Here is a 25,262-nt window from a genome sequence, read left to right as displayed (position 1 = left end):
CGTCGGCCGCGGCATAGAGCGCGGCGTGGAACGCCTCGTCGGCCTTGGCGAAGCCGGCCTGGTCGCCGGCGGCGAGCAGCGCGCGCATCCGCGCCAGCTCCGCCCGCAGCGCCTCCGCCGGCACCGTCGCCCCCGCCGCCAGCCGGCGCACGATCTCGAGCTCCAGCGCGAGCCGCAGGAAATGCGCTTCCCGCGCGCCGGCCAGGTCGATGCGCGAGACGCGGGTGGCGGAATGCGGGACGACCTCGATCAGCTGCTCGGCCTGCAGGCGGATCAGCGCCTCCCGCACCGGAGTCTGGCTGATGCCCAGGCGCTGGGCGAGCGCGCCGCGCGCAATCACCGCCCCGGGTGGCAGGGCGAGCGAGATCAGCGCCTCCCGCAGGCGCTCATAAGCGACCTCGGCGGCGGAGCGGCGGGGGCCGAGCGGCGAGATGGCCTGGAGCTCGGGCTCGGCCGGGGCGGGCGGGGCGGAGGGAAGCGACGTCATGAGGATGGCGGATCTCTAGCAGCGCCGGGCACCCGGTCCCAGGATTGGGCTTGACGACCGGCGTCTGATATATGAGATCATAGCAAGCATTGCAAAGCGAGCCCCGACCTGAGGGCCGCAGCACGGAGGAACCGCCCATGCGCCGCCCGTCCCGCCGGCTCGCCCTGGCCGCCCTGTTCTCGCTGGCCGCCCTGCCCGCGCTGCCCCAGACGCGGCCCTGGCCCTCCCAGCCCATCCGCGTGATCGTGCCCTTCGCCGCCGGCACCTCCGACACGGTGGCGCGGCTGGTCGGCACGGAGATGTCGAAGGCGCTCGGCCAGCCGGTGGTCATCGACAACCGGCCCGGTGCCGGCGGCAACATCGGCTCCGAGGCCTGCGCGCGCGCCACGCCGGACGGGCACACGATCTGCCTCGGCACCATCAGCAGCCACGCGATCAACCCGGCGATCTACCCGCGCATCCCCTACGACAACCTGCGCGACTTCGCGCCGATCACGCAGCTGGCGGCGCAACCCAACGCGCTGGCGGTGACGCCGAACTTCCCGGCGCGCAACGTGCCGGAACTGGTGGCCTATCTGCGCGGCCGGCCGGCGCGCGACGTGGCCTTCGGCACCTCCGGCGTCGGCACCTCCATCCACCTGGCGGGCGCGCTGTTCGGCCAGCTGACCGGGACGGAGCTGGAGCACGTGCCCTATCGCGGCAGCGCCGGCGTCGCCACCGCGCTGATGTCGGGCGAACTGCCGATGGCCTTCGACAACTTCTCCTCCGTCTGGCCGCTGGCGCGGGAGGGCAAGCTGCGCATCCTGGGCGTCACGTCGCTGCAGCGCGCGCCCGCGGCGCCCGACATCCCGACCGTGGCCGAGACGGTGCCGGGCTTCGAAAGCCTGTCCTGGCACGGCCTGTTCGCGCCGGCCCGCGTGCCGCCGGAGATCGTCGCGCGGCTGAACCAGGAAGCCGTGGCCGCGCTGCGCACGCCTGCGGTGGCGGATCGCTTCCGCGACCTCGGCATCACGCCGGTGGGCAGCACGCCGGACGACTTCCGCAGCTTCGTCGCCAGCGAGACGCGCCGCTGGGGCGAGGTGGCGCACCGCGCCAACATCCAGCTGGATTGAGCGCCGCCCGATCGCCTGGCGCCGCAGGCCGAAGGCGCAAGCCGGCCGGCTGACGACCCGCCCGGCGGCGCTCGACACGGGCGCCGCCCTGGCCGAGGCTGACGCCCCGACGACCCGTCCGAGAGAGCAACCGATGACCGCCCTTCCCCGCCGCAAGACCGCCGAGGAACTGCGCAGCCGACGCTGGTTCGGCCCCGCCGACCTGCGCAGCTTCGGCCACCGCTCCCGCGCCATGCAGATGGGCTACGCGGCGGAGGAATGGCAGGGCCGGCCGGTGATCGCCATCGTCAACACCTGGTCCGACATGAACCCGTGCCACACCCATCTGCGCCAGCGCGCGGAGGACGTGAAGCGCGGCATCCTGATGGCCGGCGGCTTCCCGGTGGAACTGCCCGCCCTCAGCCTCTCCGAGAGCTTCGTCAAGCCGACCACCATGCTCTACCGCAATATGCTGGCGATGGAGACGGAGGAACTGCTGCGCAGCCACCCCGTGGACGGCGCGGTGCTGATGGGCGGCTGCGACAAGACCACGCCGGGCCTGATGCTGGGCGCGACCAGCATGAACATCCCGGCGATCTATATCCCAGCCGGCCCCATGCTGCGCGGCAACTGGCAGGGCAAGGTGCTCGGCTCCGGCTCCGACAGCTGGAAATACTGGGACGAGCTGCGCGCCGGGAAGATCACCGAGCAGGACTGGCTGGGCGTGGAGCAGGGCATCGCCCGCAGCCACGGCACCTGCATGACGATGGGTACCGCCAGCACCATGACGGCGATCGCGGAAGCGGTCGGCATGGTGCTGCCGGGCGGATCCTCCATCCCCGCCGCCGATGCCGGGCACATACGCCTGTGCTCGGAATCCGGCCGCCGCATCGTGGAGATGGTGTGGGAGGACCTGACGCCGCAGCGCATCCAGACCCGCGCCGCCTTCGAGAACGCGATCGCGGTGGCGATGGCGATGGGCTGCTCCACCAACGCCATCATCCACCTGATCGCCATGGCGCGCCGCGCCGGGCACGACATCGGGCTGGACGACTTCGAGAAGGCCAGCCGCACCGTGCCGGTGATCGGCAATGTCCGCCCCTCCGGCAGCACCTACCTGATGGAGGATTTCTTCTACGCCGGCGGCATCCGCGGGCTGATGGCGCGCATGGAGCGTCATCTGCACCTGGACTGCCTGACCGTCAGCGGCAGGACCATCGGCGAGAACATCGCCGGCGCGCGGGTCTTCAACGACGACGTCATCCGCCCGCTGGACAACCCGATCTACGGCGAGGGCTCGCTGGCCGTGCTGAAGGGCAACCTGGCGCCCGATGGCTGCGTCATCAAGCCGGCGGCGATGGACCAGAAATTCCTGAAGCATGCCGGCCCGGCCGTGGTGTTCGACGACTACCCCAGCATGAAGAAGGCGGTGGACGACGAAAGCTTCCCCTTCACGCCCGACACCGTGATGGTGCTGCGCAACGCCGGCCCGCAGGGCGGCCCGGGCATGCCGGAATGGGGCATGCTGCCGATGCCGAAGGCGCTGCTGAAGCAGGGCCACCGCGACATGCTGCGCCTGTCCGATGCGCGCATGTCCGGCACCAGCTACGGCGCCTGCGTGCTGCATGTGGCGCCGGAGAGCTACATCGGTGGCCCGCTGGCGCTGCTGCGTACCGGCGACATCGTGGAGGTGGACGTTCCGGCACGCAGCATCGCCATGCGCGTCTCTGACGAGGAGCTGGCCCGCCGCCGCGCTGAATGGACGCCGCCGCCGGCCCGCTTCGAGCGCGGCTATGGCTGGGCCTTCACGAAGCACATCCAGCAGGCCAACGAGGGCTGCGACTTCGACTTCCTGCGCAGCGACTTCGGCGCGCCGGTGCCCGAACCCGTCATCTACTGACCAGGACCTCCCGATGCCCCTGAGCGACGCCACGCGCGACAAGCTGCGCAAGGTCAGTACTGCCACCGTGGCGACCTGCCTGTTCAAGCGTGGCCTGCGCAACCAGATGATCCAGGGCGCGCTGCCGCTGCACGCGGTGACGGACAGCATGGTCGGCGAGGCGGTGACCGTCCGCTACATCCCGGCCCGCGAGGACCTCAACACACTCGACGTCTTCAAGGACCCGAACCACCCGCAGCGCAGGGCGATCGAGACCTGCCCGGCCGGCAAGGTGCTGGTCTTCGACAGCCGCAAGGATGCGCGTGCGGCCTCGGCCGGCGCGATCCTGGTGGGGCGGCTGAAGGCGCGCGGTGTCGCCGGCGTGGTGACCGATGGCGGCTTCCGCGATTCGGCGGAGATCGCCGCCCTTGGCATCCCCGCCTACCATCAGCGCCCCTCCGCGCCGACCAACCTGACCCTGAACCATGCCGTCGACATGGACGTGCCGATCGCCTGCGGCGACGCGCCAGTCTTCCCAGGCGACGTGATCCTCGGCGACGCCGACGGGGTGATCGTCATCCCCGCGCATCTCGCCGACGAGATCGCGGCGGAAGCGACGGAGATGACGGCCTATGAGGACTTCGCGGCGGAACGGGTGGCGGAGGGCCGCAGCCTGGTGGGGCTGTATCCCGCCACGAATCCTGCCAGCCTGGAGGAATTCGCCGCCTGGCGGAAACAGCGCGGCCGCTGAGCCGCGCGCGGGGGAGGGAACCACGATGAAGCGTCGCGTGCTGATCGCAAGCGGGCTGCTGGCCCTGCCCGCGCTGCGCCCCGCCGCCGCACAGGGCGGCTGGCCGTCGCGGCCGGTGACCATCGTGGTGCCCTTCGCCACCGGTGGCCCGTCCGACATCATCGCGCGTGTCACCGCGCAGCACATGCAGCAGGTCTTCGGCCGCCCCTTCGTGGTGGAGAACCGCCCCGGGGCCACAGGCGAGGTCGGCGCACGGCAGGTGATCCGCTCCGCGCCGGACGGCTACACGCTGATGCACGCGCCGATCAGCACCTGGGCGATCAACGTCGCGCTGCGCCCGAACCTGGGCTACGACCCCGTGCGGGAACTGACGCGCATCACCCAGACCGTGCGCACGCCGAACGTGCTGGTGGCCCACCCGCAGCAGGTGCCGGCGAACACACCGGCGGAGCTAGTGGAGTGGCTGAAGCGCAACGGGCGCAATGCCTCGTACCCCTCGTCCGGCGTCGGCTCCTCCGACCACCTGACGGCGGAGATGTTTAAGCAGGCGACCGGCACGGAGATGGCGCACATCCCCTATTCCGGCGGCGGGCCGGCCATGACCAGTGTGATCTCCGGCACCACGCAGGTGTCCTTCCAGAACCTCGGCGCGGTGATCGGGCACATCCAGTCCGGGCGGCTGAAGGCGATCATGATCACCTCGGACTCGCGCAGCCCGGTGCTGCCGAACGTGCCGACGGCGCTGGAATCCGGCCTGCGCGACTTCGTCGTCTATTCCTGGCAGGCCTATGGCGGCCCGCCCGCCATGCCGGCGCCGCTGCTGCGCCAGGTCCATGAGGCGATCGTGGCCGCGCTGAAGGTCCCGGCCACCGAGCAGCGGCTGGTCGAGGCGGGCTTCGACGTGGTCGGCAACAGCCCGGAGGAGTTCGCCGCCTTCCAGGAGGCCGAGATCGCCCGCTGGCGCCGCGTGGTGCAGGCCGGCGACATCAAGCCGGAGTAGCGCGGCGGTTCAAGCCGGCGCCCCTCTTCCACGGGCGCCGGCGGTCGCGCTTTCATGCGGGCATGGACCACCCCGCCCCCCGCCGATGCGCTCGGTAGAGCGTATCCTGCGCATCCTGCGCGGCTTCACCCCGCGTGAGCCGCAGCACGGGCTGACCGCCATCGCCGCGCGCGCCGGTCTCGACCTCGGCACCACGCGGCGCATCCTGCTGGCGTTGGCGGATGAAGGCGTGGTGGCATACGACCCGGCCACGCGGCTCTATCGCCTCGACCTCGGGGTGCTGGAACTGGCCAGCGCGGTGACGGAGGGGAGCGACCTGCGCAGCCTGGCCCAGCCCGTGGTGGAGCGAATCGCGCGGGAGACGGGCAGCACCTCCTTCTTCGGCATCCACCGCGGCGGCGAGGCGCTGTGCCTGAACCGCGCGGAGGGCAACGCCGTGGTGCTGCTGCGCTGGTGGACGCTCGGCGGGCGGATGCCGCTGCATTGCGGCGCCGCGCCGAAGACCCTCCTCGCGAATCTTCCGGAAGCCGAGTCGGAACGAATCCTCGCGCGCCCGCTCGCCGCTCTGACGCCGCGCAGCGTCACCGATCCGGCCGCACTTCGACGGGAGCTGGTGCGGATCCGGAAGCAGGGCCACGCGGTGGCCGTGGACGACGTGGTGCCCGGCGTGACCAGCCTGGCCGTGCCGGTGCTGGGGCGCACGCGGCAGTTGCTCGGTGCGCTCGCCATCACCGGGCTGACCGCGCAGTTCGGCACGGCAGCGCGGCGGCGGCACCTGGATGTGCTGCAGGCGCGTGCGGAACAGCTCGGAAGCTCCGCCTGACGCGGATCCGGACTGTCACTGGCTGACAGCCGCTTTGAAGATTGACGGTCGATGACGTTCTGTCATTCTCGGCGCAAGCGGTCGCTGCGACAGGCTGCCCGACTCCAGGGAGTGCGCCGTACCGGATCCGACCACGCGTCGGTCGTTGCCGCATGCGCGTTCGATCACGCGCCGCAGGGGGAGAGAGGGACATGGAACGTCGTGACATCCATCGCCGCGGCCTGCTCGGCGCGGCCCTGGCAGCACCGCTGATCGGCCGCGCGGCCTGGGCGCAGGAACGCGTGACGCTGCAGCTGGACTGGATCCCCACCGGCGAATACGCGATCTACTACAATGGCCTGAACAACGGCTTCTTCCGCGAGCAGGGCCTGGAGGTCACGATCAACCGCGGCCAGGGCTCCGGCGACACCATCCGCCGCGTTGCGGCCGGCACGGCGCAGTTCGGCGTGGCCGACATCGCCACTGTCATGACGGCACGCCAGCGCAGCGCGGACAGCCGCGTGAAGTCCGTGCTGCCGGTCTACACCAAGCCGCCGCATTCGCTGTTCGTGCTGCGCAGTTCCGGCATCACGAGCTTCCGCCAGCTGGAGGGAAAGCGCGTCGGCACGACTCCGGGCAACAGCCACCAGATCTACCTGCCGCTCCTGGCGGCAGCCAATAACTTCGACCCGTCCAGGATCACCTGGGTCACGACCGATCCCGGCGCGATGGGCGCGATGCTGATCAACGGCCAGCTGGATGCTGCGCCGTTCTTCCAGACGCACCAGTATTTCCAGAACAAGCAGGCGCAGCGCTTCGGGCGGGAGATCGTGGCGATCCCCTACGCCAATTTCGGGCTGGACGCCTACGCTTCCACCATCATCGCCTCCGACACCATGATCGAGCGCAGCCCGGACATGGTCCGCAAGATGAACGCCGCGCTGCAGAAGTCCTTCCTCTGGGCGCGCGACAACCCCGAAGCCGCGGCCCGCATCCACAACGGCCACCACCCGCAGATCGACGTGGACGACGCGCTGGGCTCGCTGCGCATCGGCCTGACCTTCGTGTTCAACGACATCACCACGCGCGACGGGCTGGGCCGCTTCTCGCCGCAGCGGCTGCGCCAGACCTACGACCTCGTGGCCCGCACGCAGCAGCTGGACCCCAACATCGATCCGGGCGAATTCGTGGACACGCGCTTCGCGCCCGGCTCGGCGAGCTGAGCCGGGACCCGCAGGCACGGTGATCGAGCTTCGCGGCGTCAGCCAGGTCTTCCGGTCGCGCGACCGGGAGAAGGTGGTCGCGCTGCATGACATCGCGCTCGACGTCGCGGAGAACGAGTTCGTCTGCATCGTCGGGCCGTCCGGCTGCGGCAAGTCCACGCTGCTGCGCCTGGTGGCCGGGCTGATCGAGCCGACGCGCGGCGGCATCTCGGTGGGTGGGGTGCCGGTGACGCGCCCGCGCGAGGATGTCGGCATCGTCTTCCAGAAGCCGACCCTGCTGCCCTGGGCCAGCGTGCTGGACAACGTGCTCATGCCGCTGAAGCTGATGGGCCGCCCGACCGCACAGGCGCGCCCGCGCGCGCAGGAGCTTCTGCGCATGGTCGGGCTGGAGGGCTTCGAGAGCCGCCTGCCCGGGGAGCTTTCGGGGGGCATGCAGCAGCGCGCCGCGATCTGCCGCGCGCTGATCCACGACCCGCCGATCCTGCTGATGGACGAGCCCTTCGGCGCGTTGGACGCGCTGACGCGGGAGGAGATGACGCTGGAACTGCTGGAGATCTGGCAGCGTCGCCGCAAGACCATCGTCTTCGTCACGCATTCCATCACGGAGGCGGTCCTGCTGGCCGACAAGGTCGTGGTCATGTCCGCGCGGCCCGGACGCATCGTGCAGGTGCTGGACGTGGACGTGCCGCGCCCCCGCGCCTTCGAGCAGGAGGCGCTGCCGGCGTTCCAGCGCATCGCAGGCACGGTGCGCGCGCTGATCTTCAGCAACCGGAGGCTGCCGCGCGATGCCTGAAGGCAGCAACCCGGCGGTGGAACTGGACCTGGATGACGGACCCGGCGCGCTGTCCCGCGCGCTGCGGGCCGCGACGCCCTGGATCGCCGTTGTGGTGCTCTTCCTTCTCTGGGAGCTCGGCGTGCGCGCCTTCCGCGTGCCCGACTACCTGCTTCCGGCGCCGAGCGCGATCTGGACGGAGACCGCCGCCATCCCGGGCGCCGTCTGGGGCCATACCTGGGCGACCATCAAGACCATCTCCTACGGCTTCCTGCTCGCCGTGGTGGTCAGCCTGCCGCTGGCGGTGCTGGTCACCGCCTCCCCGGCCGTCGCCAACAGCATCTACCCGCTGCTGGTGCTGGTGCAATCCATCCCGAAGGTCGCGCTGGCGCCGGTGCTGGTGGTGGCGCTCGGTGCGAACGAGATGCCGCGCATCGTCGTGACCTTCCTGGTGTGCTTCTTCCCGCTGGTGATCTCGGTCGCGGCCGGCCTGCTGTCCGTGCCGGCGGAATACATCGAGCTGTGCCGGTCCTGCCGCGCCTCGCGCTGGCGGGAATTGTGGCGCGTGCGTCTGCCCTACGCGGTGCCCTTCATCTTCAGCGGGCTGAAGGTGGCGATCACCCTGGCCGTGGTCGGCGCGGTGGTCGGCGAGTTCGTCGCCTCCGATGTCGGGCTCGGCTACCTGATCCAGTCCTCCACCGCCTTCTTCAAGACGCCGCTGGCCTTCGGTGCCATCGTCATCCTCGCCGTGATCGGCATCGTGCTGTTCCAGGCGGTGGTGACGATCGAGCGCCTGTTCTTCCCCTGGTCGGTCTCCGACGACCGCTTCCGGGGCTGATCGCGGGAGACGCCCATGACCAAGACGTTCATCAGCGCCGACTGGGTCATTCCCATGGCGGGCCCCGACTTCGCCATCGCCGACGGCGCGGTGCTGTTCGAGGACGACCGCATCACCGCGATCGGCAAGGCAGCCGACATGGCGATGCAGAAGGAGGGCGCCGACCGCGTCATGGCGCTGCGCGGCCACGCCGTGATGCCTGGCCTGGTCAACACCCATACCCATGTGGCGGGTGCGCTGACCAAGGCGATGACGGAGGACGTCTCCGGCTTCGGCGGCGCCTTCAAGGTGGCGTTGCCGATGCACGAGCACTACGTACGGAAGGAGGACGTCTACCTGCCCGGCCTGCTGCACGCGGTGGAGATGTTGCGCACCGGCACCACCACCATCAACGAATGCTGGTGGCACCAGCCGGAACCCGCGAAGGTCATCCGCGATTCCGGCATCCGCGGTGTGGTCGGCGCCGAGGTGCGGGAGATGGACACCGGCCAGGTCGGGTTCGGCCGCTTCGAGCGGAACTGGGACCGCGCCATGGCCGATGCCGGGATCGACGAGGCGCTGGACCTGCTGGAGAATTGGCACGGCAAGGCGAACGGCCGCATCACCGTGCGCGTCGCGCCGGACGGCCCGGACCGCTGCACCCCGCGCCTGCTGATCCAGCTGAAGGAGATGGCGGACAAGTACGATGTCGGCCTGCACGCGCACACCGCCTCCGTTCCCGGCGAGGCTGAGTTCATGCTGCACACCTACGGCAAGCGCACCATCCCCTTCCTGCACGAGCTGGGCCTGCTGAGCCCGCGCTACATCGGCGCGCATTGCGCCTTCGTGGACGACGACGAGATCGCGCTGATGGCGGAGACGGGCATGTGCATGTCCCACACCGCCTACCTCGTCGCGAAGCGCGGCTACTACCCGCCGATGGAGAAGATCTACAAGGCCGGGGTGTCCGTGTCGCTCGGCTCGGACTGGCTGTCGAACGACATGTGGAAGGTGATGCGCGCCGCGGCGCTGATCCCGCGCGTGCTGTCCGGCGACGTCGGCATCCGCAGCGGCCGCGATGTGCTGGAGATGGCGACGATCGGCGGCGCGCGGTGCCTCGGCATGGCGGACAGCATCGGCTCGCTCGAGGTCGGCAAGAAGGCCGACATCATCGCCATCGACATGCGCCAGGCCTGGTATCATCCCTATCGCGACGAGAACCTCGCGGCGAACCTGGTGTTCAACAGCAATGCCGGCGACGTCCGCCATGTCTTTGTGGACGGCGTCCACGTGGTGTCAGACGGCCGGATGGTCTCGATCGACGAGGAGAAGCTGATCGAAGAGGCCCGCGCGGTGGCACGCGGCGTGTGGGAGAGGTCGGCGCCGCTCTTCGCGCGCTGACCGCGCGACACGGCTGTGCGCTACGCATCAAGCCGCCGCCGCAGCCCGACGTCGCGGGCATGGGCTCGCAGCACCATCGTGCGATAGTACGGCTCCAGCCGCCGCGCTTCCGCGATGGCGGGGGCGAAGGCTGCGCGGTAGCCGGCGGTCAGCTCTCGCGCCTCCGCCCGCAACGCTGCCTCGTCCACCGTGGTGACGCGCCCGTCCTCGAAGACGACGCGGCCATCCACGATCGTCATGCGCACGGCGGAGGACGGCTCGCAGAACACCAGCTGCCGGCGCAGGTCGTTCAGCGGCGTGAAGGGCGGCGTATCCAGGTCGAGCAGCGCGATGTCCGCACGCGCACCGGGCTCGAGGCGGCCGATATCCGGCCAGCGCAGCGCCCGGGCGCCGCCCTGCATCATGCAGCGCAGCACCTCGGGTGCCGTCGGCCAGCTTCGGTAGTCGGGATCGGCCAGGGTGTGCACCAGCCCCGCCATCTTCAGCGCGGCCCAGGGATTGATCGCGTCGTCGGCCACTGCCTCATCCGTGCCGATGCAGATCGGCACGCCGGCGTCGCGCAGGCCGCGGAAGGGCATCACGCCACTGCCGAGCCGAAGGTTGCAGACGGGGTTGTGCGCCACCGTGGCGCCGGAGGCCGCCAGCAGCGCGATGTCCTCCGCGTCGATCCAGATGGCGTGGATCACCACCATGCGTTCGTCCAGCACGCCGAGGTCGTGCACCTGGCGCACCAGGCTGCGGCCGTATCTCTCCTCGCCCAGGACGCGCTGCAGCTTCGTCTCCAGGATGTGGCAGTTGAACGGCAGGTCGTGGCGTGCGGCCAGCACCGAGAGCGCCTGGATGTAGTCCACCGTCACCCGCTGCGGCGCGGAGCAGGACAGCGCCGCGCCGATCCGCCCGCCCGCCGCCCCGTCCCAGCGGGAGACCAGGTGGTCGTAGAGCCCCAGCAGTTCCGCCGTGGACTGGCGCGGCGCGGCCGCCATGCCGGCCTTCACCTCCGGCGGCAGCAGATCGGCCAGGAAGGGGAATTTCTCGTATTCGACCACGTTCGGCTGGTCGATCGCCAGCCGAGCGCGCATGCCACTGTCGGCCCAGGCTTCGGCGATGCCGTCGATCCCCTCGGCGGATGCGACGGGGACGTGGAAGGCGTCGTCCATCACGCTGGTCACGCCGTGGCGCAGCATCTCCACCGCGCCGAGCAGCGTGCGCACGTAGTTCAGGCGCTTCACGGGCACGCCGGCCGCCAGCGGCGGCACCTCGTACAGCATGAAGACCTCGAGCGGCAGTCCGTCCACCATTCCGCGCAGGAAGTTGCCCGGCGAATGGAAGTGGGCGTTGATCAGCCCGGGCATCGCCAGCATCCCCCGCGCCTCGATCACCCGCGCGGGCTGGGTCGCTGGACAGAGGCCCGGACCGATGGCCAGGATGCGGCCATCCGCGATCAGGATGTCGGCCTCCGGCCATTCGCGGTCCTGCGCATCGAGGGTGAGGATCTGGGCGTTGCGGATCAGCAGGGACATGGGACGCGTGGCTCGGCCGGGAATGGCGGCAGCCTATCGCCGCGCGTGGCGCCTGTCGTGACCCGGCCGCTGGAGGGTCGGCGCGCGCTGGTCACCGGCGGCGGCGCCGGTATCGGCCGCGCCATCGTGCTGGCTCTGGCGGCCGCCGGCGCGCGCGTCGCCGTCACCGACCTGGACGAGAGCGCCGCTCGGGCCGTCACCGCGGAGGCCGGTGCTGGCCATGTGGCGCTGCGGCTCGACGTCACCGACGCGGCCGAAACCGCGCGGGTCGTCGCCGCCGCGGCCGAGGCGCTGGGCGGGCTGGACGCCGCCGTGGCGAATGCCGGCATCTCCACCATGGCGCGCGTGGTGGACCTCACGGAGGCGGAGTGGGACGCGAACATGGCGGTGAACGCCAAAGGCGTGTTCCTGACCGACCAGGCCGTGGTGCGGCACTTCCTGGCGCGTAGCACGCGGGGGGCCATCGTCAACACCGCCTCGCTCGCCGCCAAGGTCGGCGCGCCGCTGCTGGCGCACTACTCCGCCAGCAAGTTCGCCGTCGCCGGCTTCACCCAGGCCCTGGCGCGGGAAGTCGCGCCACAGGGCATCCGCGTGAACTGCGTCTGCCCGGGCTTCGTGCAGACCTCCATGCAGGCGCGCGAGGTCCTGTGGGAGGCGGAACTGCGCGGCGTGACGCCGGAAGCGGTGCGCGCAGAATACGTCGCGCTGACGCCGCTCGGCCGGCTGCAGACGCCGGAGGACGTGGCGGATGTCGTCGTCTTCCTGCTCGGCGACGGTGCGCGCTTCATGACCGGGCTGGCCGTGGACGTGAACGGCGGCGTCTTCATGAGCTGAAAGGACCAAGCGTGATCCCGGGCCTGTTCACCACCGCCAAGACGGTCATCGGCATGGCGCATCTCGGCCCGCTGCCGGGCTCGCCGCTCTACGACGCCGCGCGCGGCATGGACGGCCTCGTCGCCGACATCCTGGAGGACATCGCGGCGCTGCAGGATGGCGGCGTGGACGCCATCATGTTCGGCAACGAGGGCGACCGGCCCTATCTGCTGAAGGCGACGCCGGAGAGCCTGGCCGCCATGGCCGCCATCATCGGTCAGGTGAAGTCCGCGTTGCGGGTGCCTTTTGGCGTGAACTACCTGTGGGACCCGGTGGCGACCGTCGGCCTTGCCGTCGCCACGGGCGCGAGCTTCGCGCGGGAAGTCTTCACCGGCGTCTATGCCGCCGACATGGGGCTGTGGCAGCCGGACTGCGCGGGCGCGCTGCGGCTGCGGGCGCAGCTCGGCCGGCCCGACCTGAAGCTGCTGTTCAACGTCAATGCGGAGTTCGCCAGGGCGCTGGATCAGCGCAGCGTCGCGCAGCGGGTGCGCAGCGTCGTCTTCTCCTCGCTTGCGGATGTCGTCTGCGTCTCGGGCCCGATCACCGGGCAGCCGGTGGACGGGTCGGACCTGCGGGCGGCGAAGGATGCGGCGGGGGCGGTGCCGGTCCTCGCCAATACCGGCGTGAACCTGGACAATGTCGGCCAGATCCTGGCCGTCGCGGATGGCTGCGTGGTCGGCACGCATTTCAAGGTGGACGGCCACACCTGGAACAAGGTGGACCGGACGCGCGTGTCCCGCTTCATGGACCGCGTGCGCGCGCTGCGCTGAGGGTGGCGCCGTGGCTATCCTGCTCGGCCTCGACATCGGCACGACCTCCACCATCGGCATCCTGGCGGACAGCGGCGGCCGCACGCTCGCCCTCGCCGCGCGGCCGGTGGAGCTGCGCAGCCCGCATCCCGGCTGGGCGGAGGAGGACCCGGCGCACTGGTGGGCGAATGCCTGCGCCATCGTCCCGGAGCTGATCGCACAGGCCGGGATCGCCGCGACCGACATCGCCGCCGTCGGTGCGACAGGCATGGTCCCGGCGCTGCTGCTGCTGGACCGCGACGGCGCCCTGATCCGCCCGAGCATCCAGCAGAGCGACGCGCGCGCCGCGGCCGAGGTCGCGGCGATCCGCGCCGGGATGGACGAAGCCGCCTTCGTCCGCCGCACCGGCAACGGCATCAACCAGCAGCTCGCCGCGCCGAAGCTGCGCTGGCTGGCGCGGCACGAGCCGGGCGCCTTCGCACGTATCGCGACTCTCTGCGGGTCCTATGACTGGTTGGCGTGGCGGCTGACCGGCGTGCCGGGCATCGAGCGCAACTGGGCGCTGGAAGCCGGCTTCCTGGAGATCGGCGGCGCGGCGCCGGCGGACGACCTCGTCGAACTGGCCGGCATCTCGCCGACCTGCCTGCCGCCGCTGCGGGAACCGCAGGAGGTGATCGGGCGGGTCACGCCGGAGGCCGCCGCCGCGACAGGTCTCGCTCCCGGCACGCCCGTCGTCGCGGGATGCGCGGACCATGTCGCCTCTGCCTTCGTCGCCGGCATTGCGGCACCGGGCGACCTGCTGATCAAGTTCGGCGGCGCCGGCGATATCCTGCTGGCGACCGAAGCGCCGCGCCCGGACCCGCGGCTGTTCCTGGACCATCACCTCGTCCCGGGCCTGTTCCTCCCGAATGGCTGCATGGCGTCCTCCGGCGCGGTGCTGAACTGGGTGGTGCGCCACTGGGCCGGCGCGGAGACGGCAGAGGCCGCATCGCGGGGAATGTCGCCGCACGCGCTGCTCGACGATCGCGCCGCGGCGGTCCCGCCCGGCGCGGAGGGCCTGCTGCTGCTGCCCTACTTCCTCGGCGAGAAGACGCCGCTGCACGACCCGCATGCACGCGGCACGCTGGTCGGGCTCGGGCTGCATCACGCGCTGCCGCATGTCTGGCGTGCCGCGCTGGAGGCCGTGTGCTTCGGCCTCCGGCACCATGTCGAGGTGCTGCAGGCGCTGGGCCATCCCATCACGCGCGTCGTCGCCTCGGATGGCGGCGCGGCAAGCCCGCTGTGGATGCGGATCGCGGCGAGCGTGCTGCGCCAGCCCGTGCAGCTGCTGCACGGCCATCCCGGATCCTGCCTCGGCGCCGCCTTCGTGGCGGGCATGGGCATCGGCGCGCTGCAGGACTGGCGCGACATCGCCCGCTTCGTGCAACCCGCCGAGACGGTGCAGCCGGACCCCGGCTGGGCAGCGCGCTACGATGCGCTCTACCCGCTCTGGCGCGACGTGTATGAACGCCTGCGGTCGCTCTACCCCGCGCTGGCCGCCACTGCGTGAGGAGGGCCGCATGCTGAAGAGCCATGGCCGTTTCGACTACCGCGGCATCGAGGACCGGCCGCGCTTCCGCTGGACCGGCGGCAAGGGCCTGGCACTCTACTTTGCGCTCAACGTGGAGCACTACGCCTTCGGCGAGGGCCTGGTGGAGGACCTCGTGCCGGGCATGACGCAGCCTGACGTGCTCAATGCGTCCTGGCGCGAATACGGCACGCGCGTCGGCGCCTGGCGCCTGCTGCGGCTGTTCGAGGCGCACGACCTGCCGCTGACCATCCTGCTGAACAGCGCGATGTACGACCATGCGCCCGATCTGGTGGCCGCCTGCCGCGCCCTCGGCCACGAGATCTCCTGCCACGGCCGCACCAATTCGGAAGCGCAGGCCGGGCTGGATGAGGCCGCCGAACGCGCAATGATCGCCGAGGCCACCGCCCGCATCGCGCGGGAGGAAGGCCGCCCGCCCGCCGGCTGGCTCGGCCCCTGGCTATCGGAGACAGAGCGGACGCCGGAGCTGCTGACGCAGGCGGGCTATCGCTACCTGCTGGACTGGTGCGCGGACGACCAGCCCTTCCTGCTGCGCACGGCATCGGGCCCGCTGCTCGTGCTGCCCTACTCGCAGGAGGTGAACGACAGCGTCGCCATCATGGGCCGCCAGGTGGAGGCCGCTGCCTTCGCCGACATGATCATCGACCAGGTGGACCAGCTGATCGCCGATGCGGCGGATGGCGTGCCGCTGGCATTCGGCATAGCGCTGCACACCAACATCATCGGCCAGCCCTTCCGCCGGAAGCATCTGGCGCGCGCCCTGCACCACATCCGCAGCCGCGCCGACGAGATCTGGATCGCGCGCGGCGCCGACATCGCGGAGTTCGTGCTGGCCGAGCCCGGCCGCGTGGCGTAGCCGCTACGGCGCGAAGAGCATGCGCGGCAGCCACAGCGCCATCTCCGGGATGGCGATCAGCAGCGCGGTCATCACCACCATGGCGCTGAAGAAGGGGATGGTGCCCGCGAAGACCTCGGCGATCGTGCCTTCCCGCCGGACCGCCTGGATGACGTAGAGCGTCATGCCCACCGGCGGCGAGATCAGCGAGATCTCACACATCAGCACCATGAACACGCCGAACCAGACGGGATCGATCCCCGCCGCGACCACCACCGGGAAGACCACGGGCACCGTGCCCACCATCATCGGCAGCGATTCGAAGAAGACGCCGAGCAGCAGGTAGAACACGGCCAGCGCGATCAGCAGCTCCAGCTGGCTCGCGCCGAGCTCGGTCACGAACTTGCCCAGCGCCGGCGTGACGCCCAGCAGGCCCAGCACGAAGTTCAGGTAGAAGGCGCAGGCCAGCACCAGCATGCTCATCGCCGTCAACTGCGCCGTGGCGATGAAGCAGTCGTGCAGCATCCGCACGTTCAGCTTGCCGTAGAAGGCGGCGATGGGCAGCGCCGCCACGACGGCCAGCGCCGCGCTTTCCGTCACCGTCGCCCAGCCCGTGTAGATCGAGCCCATGATGATGGCGAAGATCACCAGCGGCGGCAGCAGGTCCACCATGCGCTTCAGCCGTACCAGCAGCGGGTCCAGCACCTCCTTCTGGCGGACCCAGTCCGGCCGGGCATAGGCCAGCACGATGATGGTCGCCATGAACAGCAGCGTCATCACGACGCCCGGGATGACGGCCGCGGCGTAGAGCTGCCCCACGGAGGTGTTGGTCAGCGCCCCGTAGACGATCAGCGCGATGCCTGGCGGGATCAGGTTGCCCAGCGAGGCGCCGGCCGCGATGGAGCCGAGCACCACCCGGTCGTCGTAGCGCCGCTTGCGGAAGGAGGGCAGCGCGACCGTCGCGATGGTGGCCGCGGTCGCCACCGAGGAGCCGGACACGGCGGAGAAGATCGCGCTGGCGCCGACATTGGTGTGCAGCAGCCCGCCGGGCAGCGGGTTCAGCCAGTCCGCCAGGCTGCGGTACAGCCGGTCCGTGCTGCCGCTGCGCACCAGGATCTCGCCCAGCAGGATGTAGAGCGGGATGGCGAGGAGGGTGTAGTCCTCCATCGCCGACCAGAACTGCATCCCCGCCGCGTTGAGCAGTTGCGGGCTGAGGTAGATCACGGCACCCAGCGCGGCCACGCCGAACATGGCGGTCGCGACGTGCAGGCCCAGGAACAGCAGGCAGATCAGCAGGCCGAAGCCGATCGCCGTCTCCGTCACGCCGATCATGGCAGCGCGTCCTTGCCGGCCGTGCGCGCCATCACGGCGCCGGCCTCCAGTTCCACCTCCTCGTCCAGCGTGATCGGGCCGTAGAGCCGGTTCAGCCGGTCACGGTCGGCCAGCAGCAGCCAGGCGGCGTGCAGCGCATAGGCGACGGCCACCAGCGCGAAGGCGGCCAGCCCCGCCAGCCACAGCGACTGCGGGATCCAGAGCGGCGTCTGCAGCGGCGTCACCGAATGCGCGTCGAAGAGCAGGCTCTCGTCCAGCACGTCCCAGCCGCGCAGCGTGGCGAAGACGGCGACCGCGGCCAGCAGCGCATAGGCCAGCGCGTTCAGCAGCGCGCGCAGCGGTGCCGGCAGCTTGCCCAGCAGGAAGTCCACCCGCGTATGCGACTTGCCCACCAGTGCCCAGGCGAAGGCCAGCGAGGAGACGATAGCCGTGGTGTAGGCCCCTACCTCGTCCACCCCCTGCAGCGAGAAGCCGAGCAGCTTGCGGCCCAGCACCTCGAAGCAGGTGATGAAGGAGAGCAGCAGCAGCCACCAGCCGCCGAGGATCGCGAGGAACTTCGCCGGCGGGCCGAGCCACCGCGCCAGGGGGTTGGGATCCCGTGCCATGCCGGTGGTCCAGTCGAATGTGCGGCGTCAGGGCTAGCACGCACCATGCCAGCCCGCGACGTCAGCCGCCCTTCAGCAGCGCCTCCAGCGGCGCGGCGAGGCCGATGGTCGGGCGCGCGCCGGGATGCGCCAGGCTGCCGCTGCGCGCCTTGGCGGGCTTCAGCCGCACCAGCATCTCGCACATGCCGACCCCCGCCGCGATGCCGTCGATCACCGGCACGGGCACGCGCGCGGCGATGCGCGCGGGCATGCCCGCCATGGCGGCACCGCACAGCACCACCACCTCGGCGCCCGCTTCGGTCGCCACCGCGGTCGCGGCCTCCGCGACCAGCTGGTCCACCATCGCCGGGTTGGAATAGGCGTCCACCGCATTGGCAGTGATGGCGCGGATGCCGGCAAGGCGTCCGGTCAGGCCCTGCTGCGCGACCAGCTCGTGGTAGATGAAGGGCGTGCCGAAGGTCACCAGGCCGAAGCGCGTGCCGAGCAGGCAGGCCGCGTGCATCGACGCTTCCGTCATGCCCACCACCGGCACGTCCAGCACCTCCCGCGCGGCCAGCAGCGCCGTATCGTAGGAGACGGCGAGCAGCACGGCGTCGGCGCCCTTCGCGTTCTCCGCCAGCAGGTCCAGCATCGCATGCGCGGCGATGGCGTTCTCGGCGCGGGAGTTGATGATGCGGGCGCCGAAGCGGCCGGTCAGCGGCACGATCTCGGTGCCCGGAGAGGCCACGGCGCGCGCGGCGTTGGCGCAGAGCTCGGTGACCTGCGGCGTGGTGTTGGGGTTGGCGACCAGAAGGCGCAAGGCGGTACTCCGTCGGGCTGGATCCGGCGCGAGTATGCCGCCGGCCGCCCGGTCTGTCGCGCTGCCTGCCTGCTGCCCAGATGCGGGCGCGTCTGACCGGAATCTGGGCAGGTCCCTGGCGCACGAGACACTCCCTGGCGGCAGGATACGCTTGCATGCAGGGCCGGCGTGGCACGTAATCCTTGCGCAACCGACACCGGGGGAGCCCCGTCCCGCCATGCGCCTCGCACGCCGCCTTGCCGCCGCCGCCCTCGCCCTGACGCTGTCCGCGGGCGTGGCGATCGCCCAGACACCGATGCGCTGGCTCAGCCAGTCGCAGCAGGTCAGCACCCAGTTCCCGATCGAGACCGCCGCGATGGAGCGCATGGGCCCGGCCGCCAACCTCCGGATCGAGCGAAGCGAGTTCCAGACGCTCGGCCTGAACATGGCCGACGCGCTGCGGCTGGCGCGGCAGGGCACCTTCGACGTCGTCTCGACCCAGGTGGGGCTCGCGGCGCGCGACGATCCCTTCCTGGAGGGGATCGACCTGATCGGCGTCTCGACCGACATCGACGAGCTGCGCACCGCGGTCAACGCCTTCCGCGACGTCTTCAACGCCCGCATCGAGCAGCGCTTCGGCGCCCGCGTGCTGGCGATCTGGCCGTTCGGCACGCAGGTCTTCTTCTGCAACCAGCCCATCCGCACGCTGGACGACCTCCGCGGCCTGCGCGTGCGGTCCTTCACGGCATCCATGTCCTCGCTGCTCGAGCGCCTGGGCGCGACGCCTGTCACCCTCTCCTTCCCGGAGGTCTATCCGGCGCTGCAGCGTGGCGTGGCGAGCTGCGGCATCACCTCCCCCACTTCCGCCAACACCGGCAAGTGGCCGGAGGTGACGACGCATCTGCTGCCGCTCTCCGTGTCCGGCGCGGTGCAGGCGCACCTGGTGAACCTCAACTACTGGAACCGTCTCACGCCGGCGCAGCGCGAGACGCTGACCGCGGAGTTCCGCCGCATGGAGGACGGGCTGTGGGACCTGGCGCGAGCCACCAACGCGGATGCGACCAACTGCAGCATCGGCCGGCCGAACTGCGCGCGCACCGCGCACCAGCCCTACACCATGACGCTGGTCGAGGTGAGCGAGGCCGACAAGGCCCGGCTGCGCCGCATCTCGGAGGAGGTGATCCTCACCGAATGGGCCGGACGCTGCGGCCGCGCCTATCCGAACTGCGCGCAGGTCTGGAACGACACGGTGGGCCGCGCGCGCGGCATGGCGATCCGGTGACGGCGGGCGCGGCATGACCGCGCCCGTCACCTGCATCCGTCGCGCCGCCTGGGTTGTCGCCTGGGACGCGGCGGAGCGGCGGCACGTCTATCTGCGCGATGCCGACATCGCCTTCGCCGGCAACACGATCATCCATGTCGGCGGCCGCTGGGATGGCGTCGCGGCGCGGCAGATCGACGGCGCCACGCTGTTCGTCATCCCCGGCTTGGTCAACATCCACTGCCACCCGGCGCAGTCACCGATCTTCCGCGGCTTTGTCGAGGAATTCGGCAATCCTCGCCTGTTCTACTCGTCGCGCCACCGCTTCCGGCAGTCCTTCCTGCCGGACGCGGATGCGCAGCGCGCCGCGGCGCGCTTCGGCCTTGGCGAACTGCTGGCGGGCGGCGTGACGACGCTGGTGGATCTCAGCCACGCCTATCCCGGCTGGCTCGACCTGCTGGCCGACAGCGGCATCCGCGCCGTCGCCGCGCCGATGTTCCGCTCCGCCGCCTGGTTCACCACGACGGGGCAGGAGACCGAGTACGCCTGGTCACCCGACCTGGGCGAGGCCGCCTTCGCGGAAGCCGCCGCGGTGATGGACACCGCTGAGCGCCACCCGAGCGGCCGGCTCTCCGCCATGGTTTCCCCGGCGCAGGTGGACACCTGCACGCCGGAGTTGTTGCAGCGCGCGGCGGAGCTGGCGCGCCGCACAGGCCGCCCGCTGCACACCCATGCCGCGCAGAGCTACGCCGAGTTCGCGGGCATGACCCGCCGGCACGGCATCACCCCGATCGCCTGGCTGCACCGGCTGGGCTTCCTCGGCCCCCGCACCATCCTGGGCCATGCGGTGTTCACCGACGCGCATCCCTGGATCCTCTGGCCGGAGAAGAACGACCTGCGACTGCTGGCGGAGAGCGGCACGGCGGTGGCGCATTGCCCGACCGTCTTCCTGCGCGACGGCTCGCTGCTGCATGACCTCGGCGCCTACCTGGCCGAGGGCATCCGCATCGCCATCGGCACCGACACCCATCCGCAGAACCTGCTGGAGGAGATGCGGACGGCGGAGCTGCTGGCCCGTGCCGCGGCCGGCGCACGCCACCGCTGCGACACCGCCCGGGTCTTCCATGCCGCCACCATCGCCGCGGCGGAGGTGCTCGGCCGCGACGACCTTGGCCGGCTGGTGCCGGGCGCGCGGGCCGACATCGTTGCCTGCACGCTGGACCACCCCGCGATGCAGCCGCTGCGCGATCCGCTACGCAACCTGATGCATGTGGCGGCGGAGCGCGCAGTGCGCGATGTCTGGGTGGATGGGACGCAGGTGGTGGCGCAGGGCCGCGTGCTGACGATTGACATGGCCGACGCCGCGCGTGCGCTCCAGGCGGAGCAGGATCGCATCGGCGCCGCCGTGCCCCAACACGATTCCGCCGGTGCGCGGGTGGACGAGATCATGCCGCTCGCGCTACCGCTGCGCGCCTGACGGGACCTGGGATCTTTTCGCATGGACGCGACACGGCTGGTCAAGCGCATCGGCATGATGGTGCCGTCCAGCAACACCGTGGCGGAGCCCGCGACGGCGGCGATGCTCGCCGGGGTGCCCGGGGTGACGCTGCATGTCACGCGCTTCCGCGTCACGCGGCTGGACACCTCGGCGGAAGCGCTGGCTCAGTTCCAGGCGGACCCGCTGCTGGCCGCCGCCGACCTGCTGATGGATGCGAAGATGGATGCCGTCTGCCTGAACGCGACGGCTTCCTGCTACACCGGCATGCGGCACGACCGCGCGCTCGTGGCGGCGCTGCGCGAGCGGGGCATCGCGGCGGACACCGCAATGCTCGCGCTGCTCGACCTGCTGCGGGCCTTAGGCGCGCGGCGCATCGGCCTGGTCACGCCCTTCCTGCACGACGTGCAGGACGCCACGATCCGCGTGCTGGCTGAGGAAGGGCTGGAGGTGGTGGCGGAGCGCCATCTGAACGATCCCGGCAACTTCACCTTCGCCCGCTTCGGCGAGGAGGAGGTGACGGCGCTGACGCGCGAGGTGGCGGGCGCCCCCGGGGTGCAGGCGGTGGCCATCGTCTCCACCAACCTGCGCGGCGCCCGGCCGGCCGTGACGGTGGAAGGCGAGACGGGCATGCCGGTGCTGGACACCTGCGCGACGGCGCTGTGGGGCGCGCTGCGCCAGGCCGGCGTCGCGCCCTCCGTCGTGCGGGGCTGGGGCCGGCTGTTCGACATCGCCCCGGGGTAGCGGAAGGCCGACGCGGCGCTCTCCGGAACGACCGCGCCGCGGCGGCGTTCCGGCCGCATGGACCCTGCCGACCTCTTCGACCGGGCGCGGGAATTCGCCGTGCTGCCGCATCTGCGCGACCTCGCCATCGCCTATGCGCTCGCCTTCCTGATCGGCTGGAACCGGGAACGGGAGGACCGCAGCGCGGGGCTCCGCACCTTCCCGCTGGTCGCCATCGCGGCCTGCGGCTTCATCCAGGCCACGGAGCGCATGACCGCCGGAGAGCCGGAGGCGACGGCGCGCATTGTCGAAGGCGTGATCACGGGCATGGGATTCATCGGCGGCGGCGCCATCCTGAAGCAGGGCGGCGAGGTGCACGGCACCGCGACCGCCGCCGCTCTCTGGGCCACCGGCGCCATCGGCGTTGCCGTCGCGGTCGGCGCGCATGACGTGGCGGTGGTGGTCTGCCTCTTCGCCGTCGTCACGCTGTACCTGCTCAGCCGGCTGAAGCCGCAGGAGCGGGGCTGAGGCATGGCGCTCAGACGAAGACCGGGTGGCGCCAGCGCCGCAGCAGCCGCAGGACGCTGAAGGCCGTCATGTCGGCGGGGTCGCCATCCGGCGGCAGCAGGCGGCCGGTCATCTCGATCCGGCCGGATGCGGCATCGCAGGCGAAGGCGACCTCGTGCGTCGTGCGCTCCGCGGCCGGGTCGGCGACCAGTTCGACCCTCGTGCGGTCCAGTCCCAGCCCTGCCAGAGCGATGCCCACCGTGACGTTGCAGGTCCTCGGGAAGTCGCGCGCCGCCTCCCGCGCCGTGCCGTCGAAGACAACGGTCGGCACGGCAAGCGCCCCAAGGTCGAGGCGTTGCGCGACGATGGTGCCGCGGAAGACGCGCGGCGGCTTCACGCTGCGATAGGTCACAGCGGCCAGCCCGGCCTCCTTCGCCGCGCCCAGCGCATCCAGCGAGCCGATGGCGCCCGGCGGCACGACCAGCCGCGTGCCCGCGGCGGCCGCGGCGGCCTGCAGGCCCGCCAGCATCGCGTCCTCGGCGAAGGCCGTCAGGGACAGCGGGATCAGGTCCGCGCCTGCCCGCAGCACCGCCTCCCCGGCCTCGCGCAGCAGCGCAACGCCAGCGGCCTCCACCACCACGTCCGGGCGCGCGGCCAGCACCGCGTCGAGTTCGGTCGCCACCACGGCGTGGGGCAGCAGCACCCGCGCCGCCTCCGACTGCGCCGGCCGGACCAGGACGGCGACGAGGTCGGGTCGGAAGCCGGCGATCCGCCGCCCGATCCGCCCGAAGCCGAGCAGCGCGATCCGCGGCACCTCGCCAACAGACAGGCCCAGCGCCATCGGCTTCTCCTTGGACGGACGCGCCGCGTGCCACGGATTCATGTTGCGGCACACTCCGAAGCCTACATACGATGATGCGACCGTCACGCCATCGGAAACCGAGGCCCCGCCCATGTCCGACCTCGCTGCCGTCGCCGGCATGGCGCCTCGCGATTTCCCTTTTGCCGACCTGTCGCTGGCCGGACGCCGCATGGGGTTCGAGGCCCAGGGCATCACGCTGGAACACCTCGACGACGCCGGCTTCGCCGCGGTGGAGGAAATGCTGCTGACGCATTCCGTCATCGTGTTCCGCAATCAGGCTCTGTCGCCGGAAGCGCAGGTTCGCTTCAGCGAGCGCTTCGGCCCGCTGGAGGTCAGCCTGTATCGCCAGTTCACCAACGAATCCTTCCCGCCGCTGCTCGTCATCTCCAACGTCAAGAAGGACGGCAAGCCGATCGGCGCGGCACATGTGGGAAAGCGCTGGCACACCGACTTCTCCTTCATGGAGCTGTGCGGCTACGCCACCATCCTCTACGGCATCGAGGTGCCGCCGGTCGGCGCCGACACCGCCTTCGCCGACATGTACGCCGCCTACGACGCGCTGGACGACGCGACGAAGCGCGAGATCGACGGCATGCAGGTACTGCACAGCTACCGGCTGCGCTACAAGGATGGCGGGCTGTCCGCCGCGCAGCTCGACCGCTGCCCCGACGTGGTGCACCCGCTGGTGCGGACGCATCCCAAGACCGGTCGCAAGGCGCTGTTTCTCGGCTGCGTGGAGAGCGCCTTCGCCCAGGGCATGAGCCTGGAGGACGGCAACGCCTTCATGCGCCGCATGATCGCCTTCGCCACCCAGGACCGCTTCGTGTATTCGCACAAGTGGCGCGTCGGCGACGTGCTGGTGTGGGACAACGCCGCAGTGATGCACACCGCGACGCCCTTCGACGAGGCGAAATACAACCGCACCCTGCATCGCACCTCGACCATCGGCGGCCGACCCTTCTGAGGCGAGGTCCGCCCCTCCCGGGGCTTCCCCGGATTGTCGCGCGTCCCGCTTGCGCCGTCCGCCCCGGCATGGCCCGATAGGCCGTCGCTTGTTCCCGGCCCATGCCGGTGCGGCCTGCGGAGAGGATCACGGTGGCGGACGGCGAAGAAACCCTGCGCCTCACCATGGATGGCCACGCGATCGAGGCGCGTGCCGGCGCATCCCTCATCCAGGCCTGGCTCGCGGCCGGCCTTTCGCTGACCAGCAATGTCGGCTGCATGGGCCAGGGCGTCTGCGGCGCCTGCCGCGTACTGGTGCGCCGCCCCGGGGAGCGCATCGCGACCGCCGCGCTGGCCTGCGAGACGCGGGCCGAGGATGGCATGCAGGTGGCCTTCGTGGACCATTTCCCGGCCCGTCGCACCCATGCCTACGACCTCGATGCGCTGGGCGATTCGTGGGCGGCGATCGGCGCGATCGACAAGGTCTTCCCGGAGGCGAAGCATTGCCGGCACTGCGGCGGCTGCGACGCCGCCTGCCCGAAGGGCATCGAGGTGCAGAAGGCCGTGAACCTGGCCGTGGAAGGCCGCGGCATGACGGCCGCCGCGCTGTTCGACACCTGCGTGATGTGCAACCTCTGCGTTGCCGCCTGCCCGGAGCACATCGCGCCCGCGCATCTCGGCCAGTTCCTGCGGCGCATGTCGGCCAGCCTGACGCTGCGCCCCGGCGACCTGGTGCTGCGCCTGCGGGAGATCGAGGAAGGCCGCCAGCCGATCGACCTCGACGCGCCCCAGCCCGAGGAGGCGGCGCGATGATCCCCTGGGCGACGGCGCTGGCCAACCGCGCGGCGCAGGCGCCGGCGCCACCCGCGCAGGCCGCGCTGCCCAAGGCGGCGCTGCTGGCGGGCTTCCACCCGGATCACCGCGAGGGCGCGATGGCGACGCTGCTGGTCGGCGCCAGCGCCGGCTCGG

At 71.3% G+C, this 25,262-nt stretch carries 25 protein-coding genes; 19 read left to right on the top strand and 6 right to left on the bottom strand.

Annotation, left to right across the window (positions count from 1 at the left end):
* On the bottom strand, positions 1 to 487 hold a 487-nt coding region (locus OZN99_RS06100), incomplete at its 3' end, for a GntR family transcriptional regulator (protein WP_270934303.1).
* A gap of 137 nt (positions 488 to 624) precedes the next feature.
* Here OZN99_RS06100 and OZN99_RS06095 point away from each other — a divergent pair.
* From OZN99_RS06095 to OZN99_RS06055, 9 genes are all read left to right on the top strand, one after another.
* Positions 625 to 1,599 carry a Bug family tripartite tricarboxylate transporter substrate binding protein gene (locus tag OZN99_RS06095; protein WP_270934302.1) on the top strand — a complete coding sequence of 325 codons (975 nt, stop codon included), beginning with the start codon at positions 625 to 627 and terminating at the stop codon, positions 1,597 to 1,599.
* Positions 1,600 to 1,732: 133 nt separating this feature from the next.
* Positions 1,733 to 3,478: an L-arabinonate dehydratase gene (araD, locus tag OZN99_RS06090; protein ID WP_270934301.1), complete on the top strand. Its 1,746-nt coding sequence runs from the start codon at positions 1,733 to 1,735 to the stop codon at positions 3,476 to 3,478.
* A 13-nt stretch (positions 3,479 to 3,491) separates the two neighbouring features.
* Positions 3,492 to 4,208, top strand: a complete 717-nt coding sequence (locus tag OZN99_RS06085) for a ribonuclease activity regulator RraA (protein ID WP_270934300.1) — start codon at positions 3,492 to 3,494, stop codon at positions 4,206 to 4,208.
* A gap of 25 nt (positions 4,209 to 4,233) precedes the next feature.
* Positions 4,234 to 5,208 (top strand): Bug family tripartite tricarboxylate transporter substrate binding protein, encoded by a 975-nt coding sequence (locus OZN99_RS06080; RefSeq protein ID WP_270934299.1) that lies wholly within the window; start codon positions 4,234 to 4,236, stop codon positions 5,206 to 5,208.
* An 85-nt stretch (positions 5,209 to 5,293) separates the two neighbouring features.
* Complete coding sequence (locus OZN99_RS06075; protein ID WP_270934298.1) at positions 5,294 to 6,031, top strand: IclR family transcriptional regulator; 738 nt, start codon at positions 5,294 to 5,296, stop codon at positions 6,029 to 6,031.
* A gap of 191 nt (positions 6,032 to 6,222) precedes the next feature.
* Positions 6,223 to 7,233: an ABC transporter substrate-binding protein gene (locus OZN99_RS06070; protein WP_270934297.1), complete on the top strand. Its 1,011-nt coding sequence runs from the start codon at positions 6,223 to 6,225 to the stop codon at positions 7,231 to 7,233.
* Positions 7,234 to 7,252: 19 nt separating this feature from the next.
* Positions 7,253 to 8,026 (top strand): ABC transporter ATP-binding protein, encoded by a 774-nt coding sequence (locus tag OZN99_RS06065; RefSeq protein WP_270934296.1) that lies wholly within the window; start codon positions 7,253 to 7,255, stop codon positions 8,024 to 8,026.
* The gene (locus tag OZN99_RS06060; RefSeq protein ID WP_270934295.1) at positions 8,019 to 8,843 is read left to right on the top strand and encodes an ABC transporter permease; all 825 of its coding nucleotides are present in this window, start codon (positions 8,019 to 8,021) and stop codon (positions 8,841 to 8,843) included. The genes OZN99_RS06065 and OZN99_RS06060 overlap by 8 nt, the downstream gene beginning before the upstream one ends.
* A 15-nt stretch (positions 8,844 to 8,858) precedes the next feature.
* Positions 8,859 to 10,223 (top strand): amidohydrolase family protein, encoded by a 1,365-nt coding sequence (locus OZN99_RS06055; protein ID WP_270934294.1) that lies wholly within the window; start codon positions 8,859 to 8,861, stop codon positions 10,221 to 10,223.
* Positions 10,224 to 10,243: 20 nt separating this feature from the next.
* On the opposite strand, the gene OZN99_RS06050 is transcribed toward OZN99_RS06055, so the two are convergent.
* Positions 10,244 to 11,743, bottom strand: a complete 1,500-nt coding sequence (locus OZN99_RS06050) for an amidohydrolase family protein (protein ID WP_270934293.1) — start codon at positions 11,741 to 11,743, stop codon at positions 10,244 to 10,246.
* Between the two features lie 57 nt (positions 11,744 to 11,800).
* Between OZN99_RS06050 and OZN99_RS06045 the strand changes: the two genes are divergently transcribed.
* Genes OZN99_RS06045 through OZN99_RS06030 form a run of 4 tightly spaced genes read left to right on the top strand, consistent with a single transcriptional unit; the run spans position 11,801 to position 15,809 of the window.
* A complete protein-coding gene (locus tag OZN99_RS06045) occupies positions 11,801 to 12,577 on the top strand; it encodes an SDR family NAD(P)-dependent oxidoreductase (RefSeq protein ID WP_270934292.1) in 777 nt (258 codons plus the stop codon).
* Between the two features lie 11 nt (positions 12,578 to 12,588).
* Positions 12,589 to 13,386 (top strand): BtpA/SgcQ family protein, encoded by a 798-nt coding sequence (locus OZN99_RS06040; protein WP_270934291.1) that lies wholly within the window; start codon positions 12,589 to 12,591, stop codon positions 13,384 to 13,386.
* A gap of 10 nt (positions 13,387 to 13,396) precedes the next feature.
* A complete protein-coding gene (locus OZN99_RS06035) occupies positions 13,397 to 14,914 on the top strand; it encodes an FGGY-family carbohydrate kinase (RefSeq protein WP_270934290.1) in 1,518 nt (505 codons plus the stop codon).
* A 10-nt stretch (positions 14,915 to 14,924) separates the two neighbouring features.
* Positions 14,925 to 15,809 (top strand): polysaccharide deacetylase family protein, encoded by an 885-nt coding sequence (locus tag OZN99_RS06030; RefSeq protein WP_270934289.1) that lies wholly within the window; start codon positions 14,925 to 14,927, stop codon positions 15,807 to 15,809.
* A gap of 3 nt (positions 15,810 to 15,812) precedes the next feature.
* Here OZN99_RS06030 and OZN99_RS06025 read toward each other — a convergent pair whose 3' ends face one another.
* The 3 genes from OZN99_RS06025 to OZN99_RS06015 form a co-directional block, all read right to left on the bottom strand.
* Positions 15,813 to 17,120: a TRAP transporter large permease gene (locus OZN99_RS06025; protein WP_270934288.1), complete on the bottom strand. Its 1,308-nt coding sequence runs from the start codon at positions 17,118 to 17,120 to the stop codon at positions 15,813 to 15,815.
* Positions 17,117 to 17,725, bottom strand: a complete 609-nt coding sequence (locus OZN99_RS06020) for a TRAP transporter small permease subunit (protein WP_270934287.1) — start codon at positions 17,723 to 17,725, stop codon at positions 17,117 to 17,119. The genes OZN99_RS06025 and OZN99_RS06020 overlap by 4 nt, the downstream gene beginning before the upstream one ends.
* A 61-nt stretch (positions 17,726 to 17,786) precedes the next feature.
* Positions 17,787 to 18,524, bottom strand: a complete 738-nt coding sequence (locus tag OZN99_RS06015) for an aspartate/glutamate racemase family protein (protein ID WP_270934286.1) — start codon at positions 18,522 to 18,524, stop codon at positions 17,787 to 17,789.
* A 217-nt stretch (positions 18,525 to 18,741) separates the two neighbouring features.
* Between OZN99_RS06015 and OZN99_RS06010 the strand changes: the two genes are divergently transcribed.
* Genes OZN99_RS06010 through OZN99_RS05995 form a run of 4 tightly spaced genes read left to right on the top strand, consistent with a single transcriptional unit; the run spans position 18,742 to position 22,510 of the window.
* Positions 18,742 to 19,785, top strand: a complete 1,044-nt coding sequence (locus tag OZN99_RS06010; protein WP_270934285.1) for a TRAP transporter substrate-binding protein — start codon at positions 18,742 to 18,744, stop codon at positions 19,783 to 19,785.
* A 13-nt stretch (positions 19,786 to 19,798) separates the two neighbouring features.
* On the top strand, positions 19,799 to 21,241 hold the full coding sequence (locus tag OZN99_RS06005; protein WP_270934284.1) for an amidohydrolase family protein: 1,443 nt from the start codon (positions 19,799 to 19,801) through the stop codon (positions 21,239 to 21,241).
* A gap of 21 nt (positions 21,242 to 21,262) precedes the next feature.
* Complete coding sequence (locus OZN99_RS06000; protein WP_270934283.1) at positions 21,263 to 22,003, top strand: maleate cis-trans isomerase family protein; 741 nt, start codon at positions 21,263 to 21,265, stop codon at positions 22,001 to 22,003.
* 57 nt (positions 22,004 to 22,060) lie between these two features.
* Positions 22,061 to 22,510: an MgtC/SapB family protein gene (locus tag OZN99_RS05995; protein WP_270934282.1), complete on the top strand. Its 450-nt coding sequence runs from the start codon at positions 22,061 to 22,063 to the stop codon at positions 22,508 to 22,510.
* A gap of 10 nt (positions 22,511 to 22,520) precedes the next feature.
* On the opposite strand, the gene OZN99_RS05990 is transcribed toward OZN99_RS05995, so the two are convergent.
* Positions 22,521 to 23,330: an aspartate dehydrogenase gene (locus OZN99_RS05990; protein ID WP_270934281.1), complete on the bottom strand. Its 810-nt coding sequence runs from the start codon at positions 23,328 to 23,330 to the stop codon at positions 22,521 to 22,523.
* Between the two features lie 112 nt (positions 23,331 to 23,442).
* Here OZN99_RS05990 and OZN99_RS05985 point away from each other — a divergent pair, with 112 nt between their 5' ends.
* Together OZN99_RS05985 and OZN99_RS05980 are read left to right on the top strand one after the other, a co-directional pair.
* Positions 23,443 to 24,315 (top strand): TauD/TfdA dioxygenase family protein, encoded by an 873-nt coding sequence (locus OZN99_RS05985; protein WP_270934280.1) that lies wholly within the window; start codon positions 23,443 to 23,445, stop codon positions 24,313 to 24,315.
* A 131-nt stretch (positions 24,316 to 24,446) separates the two neighbouring features.
* Positions 24,447 to 25,106 (top strand): 2Fe-2S iron-sulfur cluster-binding protein, encoded by a 660-nt coding sequence (locus OZN99_RS05980; RefSeq protein WP_270934279.1) that lies wholly within the window; start codon positions 24,447 to 24,449, stop codon positions 25,104 to 25,106.
* Positions 25,107 to 25,262 lie beyond the last annotated feature (156 nt).

It is taken from the genome of Falsiroseomonas oryzae, assembly GCF_027856955.1.
Taxonomy (GTDB): domain Bacteria; phylum Pseudomonadota; class Alphaproteobacteria; order Acetobacterales; family Acetobacteraceae; genus Falsiroseomonas; species Falsiroseomonas oryzae.
Note: the sequence above shows the minus strand (reverse complement) of the source record. Positions and strands in the feature narration are given on the sequence as shown.

What these genes read in the sequence shown, in the direction of transcription:
- OZN99_RS06095 (WP_270934302.1), top strand. Translation starts at nt 625, where the DNA reads ATGCGCCGCCCGTCCCGCCGGCTCGCCCTGGCCGCCCTGTTCTCGCTG.
- araD (WP_270934301.1), top strand. Translation starts at nt 1,733, where the DNA reads ATGACCGCCCTTCCCCGCCGCAAGACCGCCGAGGAACTGCGCAGCCGA.
- OZN99_RS06085 (WP_270934300.1), top strand. Translation starts at nt 3,492, where the DNA reads ATGCCCCTGAGCGACGCCACGCGCGACAAGCTGCGCAAGGTCAGTACT.
- OZN99_RS06080 (WP_270934299.1), top strand. Translation starts at nt 4,234, where the DNA reads ATGAAGCGTCGCGTGCTGATCGCAAGCGGGCTGCTGGCCCTGCCCGCG.
- OZN99_RS06075 (WP_270934298.1), top strand. Translation starts at nt 5,294, where the DNA reads ATGCGCTCGGTAGAGCGTATCCTGCGCATCCTGCGCGGCTTCACCCCG.
- OZN99_RS06070 (WP_270934297.1), top strand. Translation starts at nt 6,223, where the DNA reads ATGGAACGTCGTGACATCCATCGCCGCGGCCTGCTCGGCGCGGCCCTG.
- OZN99_RS06060 (WP_270934295.1), top strand. Translation starts at nt 8,019, where the DNA reads ATGCCTGAAGGCAGCAACCCGGCGGTGGAACTGGACCTGGATGACGGA.
- OZN99_RS06055 (WP_270934294.1), top strand. Translation starts at nt 8,859, where the DNA reads ATGACCAAGACGTTCATCAGCGCCGACTGGGTCATTCCCATGGCGGGC.
- OZN99_RS06050 (WP_270934293.1), bottom strand. Translation starts at nt 11,743, where the DNA reads ATGTCCCTGCTGATCCGCAACGCCCAGATCCTCACCCTCGATGCGCAG.
- OZN99_RS06030 (WP_270934289.1), top strand. Translation starts at nt 14,925, where the DNA reads ATGCTGAAGAGCCATGGCCGTTTCGACTACCGCGGCATCGAGGACCGG.
- OZN99_RS06025 (WP_270934288.1), bottom strand. Translation starts at nt 17,120, where the DNA reads ATGATCGGCGTGACGGAGACGGCGATCGGCTTCGGCCTGCTGATCTGC.
- OZN99_RS06020 (WP_270934287.1), bottom strand. Translation starts at nt 17,725, where the DNA reads ATGGCACGGGATCCCAACCCCCTGGCGCGGTGGCTCGGCCCGCCGGCG.
- OZN99_RS06010 (WP_270934285.1), top strand. Translation starts at nt 18,742, where the DNA reads ATGCGCCTCGCACGCCGCCTTGCCGCCGCCGCCCTCGCCCTGACGCTG.
- OZN99_RS06005 (WP_270934284.1), top strand. Translation starts at nt 19,799, where the DNA reads ATGACCGCGCCCGTCACCTGCATCCGTCGCGCCGCCTGGGTTGTCGCC.
- OZN99_RS06000 (WP_270934283.1), top strand. Translation starts at nt 21,263, where the DNA reads ATGGACGCGACACGGCTGGTCAAGCGCATCGGCATGATGGTGCCGTCC.
- OZN99_RS05995 (WP_270934282.1), top strand. Translation starts at nt 22,061, where the DNA reads ATGGACCCTGCCGACCTCTTCGACCGGGCGCGGGAATTCGCCGTGCTG.
- OZN99_RS05990 (WP_270934281.1), bottom strand. Translation starts at nt 23,330, where the DNA reads ATGGCGCTGGGCCTGTCTGTTGGCGAGGTGCCGCGGATCGCGCTGCTC.
- OZN99_RS05985 (WP_270934280.1), top strand. Translation starts at nt 23,443, where the DNA reads ATGTCCGACCTCGCTGCCGTCGCCGGCATGGCGCCTCGCGATTTCCCT.